Raw genomic sequence first — 12420 nt, forward strand, 5'->3', positions numbered from 1 at the left:
GCATTAAAGGGCGTAACCGCGTGCATCATATGGCTAATAAAGAACTCAAAAAACTATTCCATCTAAGTGCTTTAACGGTCATACAATACTACCCTGAGTTCAGGACGTATTATAACCGTAAAAAGGAAGAAGGCAAGCACCCAATGAGTATCTTAAATGCGATAAGAAATAAAATCGCACTAAGAGTAGTCGCTGTGGTGAACCACCAGAAACCTTATGTAAATAATCAATTAATTGCTGCATAATATTTTATAAAAAAAAAATAAAAAATACTTGTATGAATCATAACAATCATGCCGACGCAGGCCGGTATCAGGACAGATTGTTTTTTAAGCGATCGTCATGTAAAGCGATCGTCATCCTGAATTCATTTCAGGACCTCGCACCTGCATACAGATTGAAATCTATTTTTGAGTTAAATTTCTCGTTGCTTTTTCTTTTTCAATTATAGATCGAACTTTATTCATTATGTATTGATCTTTAGCACGCTTATCATTTGCGGCATTTCTAATTTTTACCAGAACCTGTTGCCATAATTCATTTTTGTAGGTGTCGTTTTTTAGCTGTTCCATTTGCAAATGTTTAAATTATTAAATAATATTAGAAGGTATTAAATTATTTCCAGATATCCATTCGAACCCTCTTTCCTCGTGAATAACTGCTAGTCGTATTAATCCACCAACTGTGGGAATCTTTTCTGTATAAATTTGAATGTCTACGACAATCTTTATTAATAATGCTGCCAAGTCTAGGGCCTCCTGCAAGCTAAGTTGTCTAAAATTAATTGAAAGCATGTCATCTAAGACAGTCTGCATTAAGCACTCGAAGCTGTTTATATGATTACTTAGCTTTTCTATTTGTTCATCTTTCAGACCCAATATTTCTACCACATCTTTAATTAATACTGACTTGACAGTATCAACTGTAGAAACTAAAGACCCAAATATTAGCCGTTCAACGAAGTTGTTTTGTCCGTCAGTTACGATCCCTAAATGCGATTGATCATTAACTTCAATTAAATTTGGGTCGTCTGGATCAAAATAATCCATTTCAATTCCTTTAATTTTAATAAGAAAAATCTGAGACTTGTTCTTACCAGTATTAAAATGAGAAAAGATAAAATCGGTTTGAGGAAAATCGTTAGTTTGGCAATGTTGGATGATTTCTAATTTTAATTTCTCACAGAATTCTTTTAAAATATCAGAAATGTCTTTCGCATTGTAAGCTGCTGTGTCTTCTTGAAGTTCAGTAGCAATTATTTTAATAATTTCCTTTATTTCTTTTCCGTTAATATAAACAGCTCCTGTAAACGTTACTGCTGAATATTTATCAAATTTAAAAAGCTTATCTATATAATTTCTAGTATGTGATGGACGTTCTTCAAAAAGACCAACCAAATCGGCAACTGCAATATTTTCTTTGTTCCCATTTTCTTTTATATGATCTAAAAACTTATTCTCTTTTATGGAATGTTCCATGGTAGTCCCAAATGAATCAGCTACAATGGCTATTCCCTCTTTGGCTATTATGCTAGCAATAAAAGTCATTTCTGTAAGTTTATTATAATTTATAAGCTAATATAATAATAATTATTTATTAAATATTGTTACATATAGTTATTTATAAAAAATAAATAGTGATTTTTGTTTATCGATAAGATAATTATGAAAGAAATACTAGAAACACTCAAAAGGATCGAAGGGCGGCTTACTCGGATAGACGAAAGGCTAGATTTGATCGAAGAAAGATTGGAGCACCTGGATGCAAGAGGAGATGACACAGTAATAAATTTATTGTCAAATGAAGAATAGTTTAGGGAGTCCCGCCAGAGGTGAAGCTTTTTATCCTCGTGATAAAGAAATTAGTAAGATTTATAGTGTATTGAATGCTGGAACCAGTATTTACCTATCCGCTCCTAGTAGGGTAGCTAGAACTTCAATACTTAGGTATATAGAGGAGTTTCCTGAGGAAAATTTCCATTGCATATATGTCCTAACTGAAGCTGTTGAATCGCACAACGACTTTTTTAAAGTCATTTTTGAACAATTAATAAAAAGTAAGGCGATAAATCGTCTTGCCAAGGTGTCTGCCTCTGTTAAAAATGTGATAGGTAGTATTTTAGGGGATGGATATGAAACTGACTATTATGAAATGCTTACCGAATTATTTTCCAGTATAAAAAAGGAGTCAGGAAATCTAGTGATATTGATAGATGAATTTCCTCAAACAATTCAGAATATTCTGAATAAGGAAGGTGCTCGACCCGCTGAGCAATTTATCCAGAAAAATAGAGTATTGCGTCATCACAAGCATGTACTGGATAAGGTAAGATTTATTTATACTGGCTCATTGCCATTGTATCCTATAGTTGAAAAGGTAACTTCACTAACAGCTGTAAATGATCTTATGACTGTGGAAGTTGAATGTTAAAAGCACATTTGTAAATAGTTCGTATGATGGAGAATCTAAAAATCATAGCACCTTAACTCCCTGTTTCTTCTCGAGTCTTTACGGTTGATGTAAAATCCAGCGGATATTTCATGGCTACCGGAATTATAATCGCGTAACTTGTTAAGCGAGTAATCGTAGGAGTACCCGATTCGTATATTTTGACTGGTGTAAACCTCCAGAATTGCGCCAATTGCATTTTGCTTCGTCAAGCCAGTTTGTAAGTAGTCTTTTTTGTAAAAGTCAAAGGAAGTTCTGTAAAAGCCACCAATCCAGATCCTTTGTTTGAGCAATACAAAAGCATTCAAATCTACAGACGAAGGACCATTGGTGTCATCTTTAACCAATAGTACCGGTTTAATTTGTACATCTTCGGTTAAAGGAAACATGGCTCCTGCGGTGAAGTAGAGGTGTGGCTGCGGAATCGGCACCATCATATTCTGCGTATTCGTTTTTGCCATATATTTTGCCAACACATTGGTAGCCGATAAACCAGCGAAAAAGGTTTTATTGGCATAATAAATTCCAAAACGTGCATCAGGTACCGTATTGGTTTGCGAACCTACAGGGATCAGTTCATCACCTGGTTGATAACCGCCCAGCTTATTGCCATCCAATCCAAGTTGCAGTAATCCCGCTGCTATTCCGAAAGCAAGTTGCGAAGCTTCATTGTCGCCCAGTCTAATGCGGTAGGCATAGTTTGCATAAGCTGTGAGGTAACTTTGAGCACCCAGCTGATCATTAGCGAGGATCAGGCCTAGACCTACTCTGCCATCATTAAAAGCGCCATCAGCAGCAACCGAAAAACTTTTGGGTGCACCATTAACGCCATCCCATTGAGATCGGTAAAAAGACTGGATGTAAATATCATCCTTATAACCCGCATAAGCAGGGTTAATGTGTAGGCCGTTAAACAGGTACTGTGTAAACTGGCTGTCCTGTTGTGCCCTTGCCGTAAATAGTAAGCTGGAAATAAAAAGCAGGAGTATAATTTTCTTCATATTATTTGCTTCTAAGCATGGTGACAAATCCTTTATACACTTCCCATTTGTTGCCTGCAGTTTTTACTTTTAGCAAGTAGAAATAGGTGCCCTCGGTAAGTCCTGTGGCTGCCCAATCGCCCTGGTAACCTTTCTTTTCGTAAACCGTACCACCCCAGCGATTCACTATAGTCAACTCGTTGGCTTCATAAAACTCTAGTCCCGGTATGACGAAGGTGTCATTTAAGCCATCTCCGTTAGGCGTAAAAACATTGGGTACGATGATACCTACAATTGATTTGCTGTCGGTAGAAGTGTTGTTTTGCAGGTTAGGATCAGTTTCTTGTGCGGTTACCGTAGCCGTATTTCTGATGACGCCAGATTTTATGGCTTTAACCTTGATCTTCAGGTCGGCCATTTGCCCATTGTTTAGCTGGTCGATTTCCCATAAAATGGTCTTCGTACCCAGGTTGTATCTTGCCAATCCCAATACCGGATTCATCATCTCCTCGAAAATGAGTTCCTCAGGTAAAACATCCTGTACTTTTAAAAGTGTAGCATCGCCAACTCCATTATTTTTCACCTGTATCAGGTATTCAAAAGTTTGGTTGATGGTTATAGATCTCGATTCCGAGTTTTTATTGATCATCAGATCAGCGGTCAGCAAGGATGTGGGGGAGATGTTTACGATTACGGGATCGGAGATGTCCGACGCGCAGCCGGCAGCATTAAAGGACACTACTTTGTAAGTTCCTGCAAGTAGTATCGTATAATCGGCAGAAGTAGCGCCAGTAATGGCAACATCATCTTTTAACCATTGATAGGAAACCGCATTCACAGAATTGGCTTTAGCTTTAAGTGAAGCTCCTCGCGGGAGGTTTACTGTTTGGCCCGAACCATTGGATTGCGCAAAGCCTGCCGTTGCGCTAAGCAACAGCAGACTGGTTACGAAACCTTGTTTTCTGTTAAACATGAATACGTTTTAATCTTTTTAGTTAAATGTGATGGTCGGTGTAGCCGGTTTAGGTGAAACAGTAATCGCCGACGACGCTCCTGATGATTTTACACAACCTAGCGCGTCTCCGGATTTTAATTGCCCGGCAGCAACAGCGTATTTAATGGAAGCTGTTAATACATACGATCCTGCTGTAGCAAGGTTGTTTAGGGTAAACGTATTTGCAGTTTGAGTCCCGATAGTTGTGATATCCGCTACCGCAACCGTATTTTTTGTAGCTGTCCAGCTGTACACATAGCTAACGTCAGTCAGTAAAGCATTAATGGTCGTTGCAGTTGCCGTTAGTGTCGAAGCCTGGATCGTTGGATGTGAGCCGCCTTCGCAGAAGGTACTTTGCGAAGGACTTCCCAATGTTACTGATGCATCTGGTAAATTATAGAGGGCAAGTGCTGGCGATACATCTCCAGAACAGCTTGCAGTTGCTGTTTTTATAAAAACTTTATAACGATGTTCACCATCACTTAAACCTGATCCGCCTACTTGAAAATCAGGTGCAACACCATCTGTTATGACCGTAAGTTCTGTTGCCGTATTCATTGGCGCATCTGCTGTTGAAAATTCTTGCCAAACAACCTTGTCTCCGGCTTTTAATGTTCCTGTAGTTGTTGCATCAGGTTTTAAGATGGCTGTTCCATCCCCGCAGAGATAAAGCGGGAAAGTTTGTGCCAATGCGCCGATAGGTAATGCAAACAATACGAATGCGATGGTTAACAGTCTGAAAGTGGTAATTTTCGTTTTCATAATTTAAGGTTTAAGAGTTTTATTTAATTAGTTTATGGATACAAAAGGAGTTGGAGGTTTGGGATGGAGGCTGATCAGAATTTCATTGCTATTTGCTGTGCAGCTTACTCCATTAAGGGTAGTTGTTGCTATTCGTTTGTAATAAGTATTTTGGCTAAGGTTTGCACTTTCGGTAAAAGTGGCGGCTGTTGCTCCGCTGATATTGGCGTAATGGGTATTGTCATTGGATGATTTTTGCCACTGATACGTAATGACTGCTCCTATAGCGGTAGAGGTAGCAACCGCACCGGTAAAAGCCGCGGGTTGAGTTCCAGAACAGATGGTTTGTCCGGTAGCAATGCTTCCTGGAGTTATGGTATTGACAACAACTGTAGCGGGCACTCTTTCTGATTCTCCAGCGCAGCCAATTATAGCCTGGGCTACATAAATCGTATCTGGAGCAGTTAGATTGACTGTGGTGTAAGAATTTCCTGGTACCCAGGTTCCACCGGTAGCATTTTTGTACCACCTAAGTTCATTTCCTGAGGCTGGGGCATTAGGCGTGAAGGTTGCTGTGTTGCCGGAGCAAATGGTGATATTTTGGAGGGAAGGGGCTGTGAAGGTAGGTTTAGCAGGAGTGATCTGAACCTCATAGAGATTTAGTGATCCAGAAACATTTAAGAGTGAGCCCATTGATACGTTAATACGGTCAAACTGTCCTCCGGGTGGCAGAAAGGTTAGCGTAGATATTTTTCCGGATTGCAGTAGGCCGAGGAGATCTGTACCTTGAAGTAAGGCACTTACACTAATTGCACCAACTGAAGTAGCTCCGTTAAAAGCCTCTATCTGAAGGTTTCCTAATAGGCCGACAGCGACTAAAGCCTGTGGTACGGATAAGGTAACTGTGGCAGCTTCTCCAACTTTCGAAAGATGATATAGATTGATGGACTCTATTAGTGTTGCCCCGAGGCCAATTCCTGCATTAAAGCTTGAATATGTGGATAGGTTTCCATCAATGGCATTATCTGGATTATTGATAGAACTCAGTAATGATACCCCAGTAAAGTTTATTGCGGTTGATTTGGCCGGATTACATGTTGGATCAAACATATAAACATCGTATACGTCTGCTTGTGTACTTGCAGGATTTCCCGTGGCTAAACCGGTATCACCTGTTGTTACCAGAATTTTTATGGATGTAAAATCAGCTGTAACAGGAAATACATAGTAGCCATCAGCATTAGTTGCTAATGTTGACAATGCGAATGCGGAACCCGCAGATGTGGCCCCATTAAAACCTTGTATGGTTACCTGTGATTTAGGGTCGGCTCCTACTAAGACTACAGAGTTTGAAGGGCTGATTTTTAAAAAGACCTGATCACCTATTTTAGGGGAAATTGTTCCTGTAAAATTTAAGGTTAAGTAAGCAGTACTTGATTTACCAGCTCCCCCACCAATCCCTGTTCCGTTGGTACCACTTGCAGCCTTAACAGCAGCAAAATTCGTAGCGTAATTTGTATCGTTAAGGTCAGCCGGAGTGGATGTGCTATGGGTTCCCAGGGCTCCTTGACCGCCTCCAATGCCAGCTGTACCAGCAGCTCCATTAGTACCACCTGTGTTGGCCGGATATGGGCCAACATATTCCGCTCTAACTTTAGCATACTGCCCCTTAACCTGTCCCATACCGGCAACCATTACTATCACGATCAATAGTAGCATCGCGCAGCTGGCGGATATTTGGTTGAGTCTGAACGAGAGCCTGGACATAACGTTAAAGCTAGGCTGATCAGAACCCTTTCAGTCCGTTCATCTTGTTCAGTCTTTAGCTGAAGCTCCGATTCTAGTCAAAGGTAATCTATTTCACCTCTAATTAACAGCTGTTAACCGGACGTTACCCGGACACTACGCGGCTCCACCCGAGTAGTGTCCGAGTAATGTCCGAGTAACGTCCGGGTAATGTCCGGGTATATGGAGGTAGCAAACTGCTTTTATGTAGTTAACTGAAAAGAAAACTTTAGCATTGCCAGTCTAAATCCTGCGGGCACGAAAGATTATGCGCTTCGTCATCCTGAATTCATTTCAGGATCACTCTTGTGCATGTTTTTTTTGAATAGCTGGTGCGAGGTCCTGAAATAAACTGCGTAGCATTCTTTAAGACAAGAATCAATAAATACTACTGAAAAATTCAGGATGACGAAGCGCATAAAAAAAGAGCCTGACTAGGCTCTCTTAAGAAAAAAATATGATGACGAACGCCTAAACAAAATCGGTTATTTCGGGTGTAAACCCGAAATGATCTGCCCAAGCAAGGTTGCCCCGCCTAAGGCCTCATCGATGTCGAAAGCGCCAAAGCCCAACATCATATGATTTAATTTCTCTTTGGTTTTCTGATGGTTTGGATGGTAAGGGACAGGAACACCCATTTCCTCTAGTTTATCAAGCACCATATTCAGGTCAATTACCTCATCAAACTTCAGCCAAAAGGTTAAGCCATTTTGAGGAACCTGGTACTTGATATATTTTTCCAAATGGTCCTTAAGGATCTTGTGTAACTGATCCCGATAAACCCTCGATTTTAGTCTGATGTCACGAGCGTACTCTAACATATCTCCATTGGCGATCATTTTGGCGATCGCCCGCTCTCTAATCACATCCCTATGCTCGATAGATTGCTTGGGTAGCAATTGCATGTCAGCGATAAATTGAGTAGGCGCTACAACCAACCTAAGCGCACTTGTTTCCGGACTGGCTTTACTTAAGGCGCCCATATAAATTACAAAACCACCATGGCGGCGACTTGCCAATGCTCTAAAAGGATACTTGCCGTACCAAAACTCATGATCGTCTTCCTCTTCGATAAGGCATATTTTGTATTTCTTTGCCAATTCAATTAACCTATTACAAGCTGATTCGCTTAATGAATAGCTTTCTGGATAGCTGCATTGTGGACGAATGTGTATCGCCCTTACTTTGGTGTTTTGTAGCAATTGTTCCAGCCTTTCTAAAAAGTCGTCATGCTTACGATCTATGATCTGAACCTTTGCGCCGCATTTCTCCAGGGCTATCGCGAGTTTTAAATCGAAAGGAGCAGTGTTTACCACCACATCTCCGGGGGTAATGAGGCATTTGAATACGCGGTCCAGACTGCTTTTTCTGCCATGAATAACCGTAAGCATGTCTTGGTTTAAACCAAAGCCTCGCTTACGGTTTAAATTGTCTATCACCGCTGCTCTTAATTCTTTGCTGTCAAAAGCCGCAAAAAATTCTGCCTGAGTTAAACCTTTGCTTTCTACCAGCAAAGGGACATAATAGGATAATAATTTTTCATCAGGGAAGGAGGCTGGACTTGGAAAGTCAGAGCCGACTCCACTAAAGGGCTCCGCGATTTTTTTCGGCTCCGCATTTTTATTTTTAACAGGCATACCCGCCGAAAAACGTTCTGTGAAACCAGATTCTTCGTGGATAAGATTTTCGGTAGGATTGTGCTTTGAAATGGAAGTTGCCGAACCAGGATTGCTGGTTAGCCAATAGGTATCTACAAGCTTGGTATAGGCTCTTCTCACGGAGCTTTCGCCAACCTTGTTTAGCTTGGCCAGAGCCCGGTAGGAGGGAATAAAATCCCCTGCCATCAGATCCCCTGAGGTAACGGCCTGAATAATGAAATCTATAATTTGGCTAGTACATTTGGTCTTATCTAAACCCGGAATGAGCCAATCAATGGAATATTTATTTTTCATGGTTTGAAAGCGTTTTTAAGAGCGTATTTGGTTGTTAAACAAATGTAAACTAAAAGATTATAAAAAAGAAGAACAAAAGTGAGTTCAGTAAAATTCGTATAAGTGAGTTCATATAATTTAATTTTCACTCCTGATCTTTATATGGTTTTTAAATTTCCAGACATTATGAATCACTATAACAAGACTACCCAATTGGTTGCCTATCTTTTTGGATTGCTCTTTATGCTAATAGCAGAGATCCAGTTTATGTATATGGATAAATTCGAGGCTCAGCTTGCTGAGTTTCCCATTTTGTCTTCTTTTTCTTTACCATTATCCTGGCTTATTCCTATAATTGAAATTGCCATTGCTATATTGTTGTTCAAGCGAAAAACAAGGCTGCTCGGACTTTATATCACGAGCTTTTGGTTTGTGTTTTTTTCTTTTTACATTATGTTTTTATTAAATGCCAGCACCTATATCCCTTGTGCTTGTGGACATTCATTTCTTACTATGAGCTGGGTAAACCAGTTATTGTTTAATACAGTCTGTATATTGATTTCTGCAGCTGCTCTCTCTTTTAATAAACCTAATACCTATGCACTCTCACGTCAAACTCGATTTACAACCCATTATCACAATTGAATTATCTTCAGATGGGCTACAAAAATTAAGCGCTTTCCCATTAAAGCTGGGCGACGCTAGTTATTCAACCTTGGATGAGGGCACCTTGCTCATTCAATCTATGGATCATTACCTGGTTCATATTCACTTGTATGAATATAAAATAGAAAAACATGCATTGGTAGATGTAGAGGTTACTGCCGCTTCTTTTTTCATGGTGGCTTCGCTGGATGGCTGTTCTATACTTTACAACGAGGCCGACGAAGTGATCTCAGAAGTTTTTGGTAACTCCTGCAGATTGGTTTACCTCAAAGCAGGCAAATATAAATGCAGTATCATGTGTGGCGAGCACCAGGTTCAGGTTTTAAACATCTGGCCAGAATGGCTAATTAAGAAATATGGTGCACTCGAAGAGTTGCGCGAGCTTATTTCCAGTTATAACGAGGGAGAATTGGAATGCTATAGCTTACCGGCTTTTAGTATCGGACATCAGGTATATACTGGCCTCAGGACATTGAATAAAGGAATTGGGCTAAGGGATTTAGATAATGACATGCATACTTTTGTAAATGACTGCATCAGCAGATATCTGGTCAAATTACATGATAGCATTCGCCAGGCAAAAAGCCAGGAGCTGAAGGCCAGGGAAATTGGTGAATTTGTAACTGCGAATTTTGCCAATAAAATTGTTGGCGATGAGCCCGCTCTGGCCAGCCACTTTATGATCTCTACAACGATGTTGGTCAGGCTGGCCAAACTTTATTTCGGTAGACCATTACATCAGCAGGTGATAGAGCTGCGTGCCCACCATGGGTTGAAAATGCTTTTAGCCACTCAACATACCGTACAAGAGATCGCTGTAAGCGTTGGTTACGAAGACGCTAATTATTTTAGCCGTGCATTTAAAAAGCGCTTTGGCATTACGCCAAATGAAGTCAGAATTTGTGTGATATAGCTCTGGGAGGAGTAGCATTTTTCTTGCATGAGGGGTAGCTAAAAATTGCTGCATTTTGCCAGAAAAATCCAGATGAACTTAAAAGAATAGTCACGAATTTTGAGTTATTACGATATTTTGGTTACCAGTAGTTTATTGAAATCTTTTTAATCAGGAATATATGATACCATTTCAAAATGAATCAAACAAAGACAGATTAGAACGGATCATCAGGAATGAAATTCTACCTAAATTAGAATCAATTGTTGGCGCTCAACTCTCAGAATTTGTCGATTTGCTGCTGCAAAGCAGTAAGTTAAAAAACTTTGCTAAAGATCACTACCTCGAAGAAAGCAGGTCTTTCGAAGATGGGAAACTGTTCTACATTACCAGCGGAATTGCCCGCACATTTTATTATGATACTTCTAGTGATAAACCGATCATTTCCAGAATCTGGAAAAAACACGATGTGATATTTGATGTCAATAGTTTTCAGAATGAAGAAGATCGTGTGGAGACTGTTCAAATGCTGGAGGAAGGGGAGTTGTTGACTATAGATTATTACAGCTTAAAAAACTTATTGAATAATTTTCCGAAAATGATTTCCTGTGTGCTCTGTCTTCAGGCGGAACGGGAGAGGTATTTTATGTTCTATCAGCGCTTGTTAAAATTAAGTGTCGAAGATAGGGTTCGTCTGTATCTGAATGACAATCCTACTCTAAGTAATAGGATTAACAAGGATTATATTGCTACACTTTTGGGAGTTTCCAGAAGTGGTTTTAGTGATGCTTATGCACAATATAAGCAAGGTAGTGATAAGTCATTCGCCAAATGATTTAAATGTCCAATTTTGGACATGCATTTGTCCAAAATTGGACAAGCTATCCTTTAAAAGCCCCTTACATTTGGTATAACAAAACGCTAATACTCAAAACTATGAACGCTGATCAAACAATCCATTTCCAGAAGGAAGAAAGTTGTGATGTGATGGATGAGCAACAGAGTTCTTATTACATTACACTTGAACAAAACAGTACTACGCCGAAAGATATTTTTATGTGCGAATACGACAATGATGAAGAAGATATTAAAAATGAAGAACACAACATCTGCTTTTATGGTGGAGCAGAGAGTTATCATGGTTTGTTTATTTCGAAGGTATTTGCAGATACGGAAGCACAGGCGTTGAAAAGAGCGATTAAAATAAGGAATGAGGCGATTGCAAAAGGGGAGTGGGGTCTAGCCTGGGAAAGACATAAGTTACAGCAATCGCGGTTCAATAGAAAAAGTAGATAATACAAATAAAACCAAATTATATACAGTTTTTACTCTAAGAAAGGCCGTGGGCTAATCTGATGGACTATTAGTCCCGGTCTTTTCTTCGATGCTGAATTGAAAATTAGGTGAGGATGGATGATGAAGCGTTTGAATAAATTAAAATTAACAAATGACTAAGATTCTAAAAATGGAAACAACAATGAATAAGCAGTCAAAAAGTTGGCTTTCGGATAAAATAAAAAGAATCATTGTTGACATTATAACTTATTTGTATGTACTCCTGTTTTTGTATACTGCTGCGAGTAAGTTGATGGACTATGAAAATTCAGAACTACAGATGTCAAAGTCCCCAATTATTACAGAGTTTGCTTACATACTTGTTTGGCTGGTTCCAACTATTGAAATTATCATCTCCCTTTTGTTAATTTGGACAAAAACTAATTTCATCGGGTTATATGTCTCATTTATGCTGATGATAATTTTTACAGCATACATCATTGCTATATTAAACTTGAGCAGCCATATTCCTTGCAGTTGCGGTGGCGTAATCTCTGCATTGAACTGGAATGAGCATTTGATTTTTAACATCATATTTATTATCCTAGCCTTCATTGCTATTTCTTTAAAATCTATAAAACATTAATCCTCGTAATAAACGAATAAAATATTCTTTGCGCAATTTGAATCAGGGAAAGCCGAAACCCT

Annotated in this window: 13 protein-coding genes and 1 pseudogene; 7 read left to right on the forward strand and 7 right to left on the reverse strand. The window is 39.4% G+C overall.

What is annotated here, in order from left to right; genetic code table 11:
• A pseudogene (locus tag EZ444_RS22145) lies at positions 1 to 245 on the forward strand (hypothetical protein); the annotation flags it as partial.
• Positions 246 to 404: 159 nt separating this feature from the next.
• On the opposite strand, the gene EZ444_RS27305 reads toward EZ444_RS22145, so the two are convergent.
• On the reverse strand, positions 405 to 572 hold the full coding sequence (locus EZ444_RS27305) for a hypothetical protein (protein WP_165503694.1): 168 nt from the start codon (positions 570 to 572) through the stop codon (positions 405 to 407).
• Between the two features lie 18 nt (positions 573 to 590).
• Positions 591 to 1547 (reverse strand): hypothetical protein, encoded by a 957-nt coding sequence (locus EZ444_RS22150; protein WP_131611454.1) that lies wholly within the window; start codon positions 1545 to 1547, stop codon positions 591 to 593.
• Positions 1548 to 1800: 253 nt separating this feature from the next.
• On the opposite strand from EZ444_RS22150, the gene EZ444_RS22155 reads away from it, so the two are divergent.
• A complete protein-coding gene (locus tag EZ444_RS22155) occupies positions 1801 to 2430 on the forward strand; it encodes a P-loop NTPase family protein (protein WP_131611456.1) in 630 nt (209 codons plus the stop codon).
• 35 nt (positions 2431 to 2465) lie between these two features.
• Here the strand turns inward: EZ444_RS22155 and EZ444_RS22160 are convergent, their stop codons facing one another.
• From EZ444_RS22160 to EZ444_RS22180, 5 genes are all read right to left on the reverse strand, one after another.
• The gene (locus EZ444_RS22160; RefSeq protein ID WP_131611458.1) at positions 2466 to 3449 is read right to left on the reverse strand and encodes a PorP/SprF family type IX secretion system membrane protein; all 984 of its coding nucleotides are present in this window, start codon (positions 3447 to 3449) and stop codon (positions 2466 to 2468) included.
• Position 3450: 1 nt separating this feature from the next.
• The gene (locus EZ444_RS22165; RefSeq protein ID WP_131611460.1) at positions 3451 to 4401 is read right to left on the reverse strand and encodes a T9SS type B sorting domain-containing protein; all 951 of its coding nucleotides are present in this window, start codon (positions 4399 to 4401) and stop codon (positions 3451 to 3453) included.
• An 18-nt stretch (positions 4402 to 4419) separates the two neighbouring features.
• Positions 4420 to 5184 carry a hypothetical protein gene (locus EZ444_RS22170; protein WP_131611462.1) on the reverse strand — a complete coding sequence of 255 codons (765 nt, stop codon included), beginning with the start codon at positions 5182 to 5184 and terminating at the stop codon, positions 4420 to 4422.
• A 27-nt stretch (positions 5185 to 5211) separates the two neighbouring features.
• The gene (locus EZ444_RS22175; protein WP_205945331.1) at positions 5212 to 6882 is read right to left on the reverse strand and encodes an immunoglobulin domain-containing protein; all 1671 of its coding nucleotides are present in this window, start codon (positions 6880 to 6882) and stop codon (positions 5212 to 5214) included.
• 551 nt (positions 6883 to 7433) lie between these two features.
• Entirely contained in the window at positions 7434 to 8900 is a 1467-nt protein-coding gene (locus tag EZ444_RS22180; RefSeq protein WP_131611466.1) for an aminotransferase-like domain-containing protein, read from the reverse strand.
• A 165-nt stretch (positions 8901 to 9065) separates the two neighbouring features.
• Here EZ444_RS22180 and EZ444_RS27915 point away from each other — a divergent pair, with 165 nt between their 5' ends.
• The 5 genes from EZ444_RS27915 (at position 9066) to EZ444_RS22205 (ending at position 12358) form a co-directional block, all read left to right on the forward strand.
• Positions 9066 to 9524, forward strand: coding sequence for a MauE/DoxX family redox-associated membrane protein (locus EZ444_RS27915; RefSeq protein ID WP_165503695.1), 459 nt, complete (start codon positions 9066 to 9068; stop codon positions 9522 to 9524).
• A complete protein-coding gene (locus tag EZ444_RS22190; protein WP_131611470.1) occupies positions 9478 to 10458 on the forward strand; it encodes a helix-turn-helix transcriptional regulator in 981 nt (326 codons plus the stop codon). Before EZ444_RS27915 ends, EZ444_RS22190 begins: the two co-directional genes overlap by 47 nt.
• 160 nt (positions 10459 to 10618) lie before the next feature.
• A complete protein-coding gene (locus EZ444_RS22195; RefSeq protein WP_131611471.1) occupies positions 10619 to 11272 on the forward strand; it encodes a Crp/Fnr family transcriptional regulator in 654 nt (217 codons plus the stop codon).
• A 101-nt stretch (positions 11273 to 11373) separates the two neighbouring features.
• Positions 11374 to 11733, forward strand: coding sequence for a hypothetical protein (locus tag EZ444_RS22200; protein ID WP_131611472.1), 360 nt, complete (start codon positions 11374 to 11376; stop codon positions 11731 to 11733).
• Between the two features lie 169 nt (positions 11734 to 11902).
• Positions 11903 to 12358, forward strand: coding sequence for a MauE/DoxX family redox-associated membrane protein (locus tag EZ444_RS22205; RefSeq protein ID WP_225874812.1), 456 nt, complete (start codon positions 11903 to 11905; stop codon positions 12356 to 12358).
• Positions 12359 to 12420: the final 62 nt, after the last annotated feature.

This window comes from Pedobacter hiemivivus (genome assembly GCF_004331685.1).
In the GTDB taxonomy this organism is placed as follows: Bacteria; Bacteroidota; Bacteroidia; order Sphingobacteriales; family Sphingobacteriaceae; genus Pedobacter; species Pedobacter hiemivivus.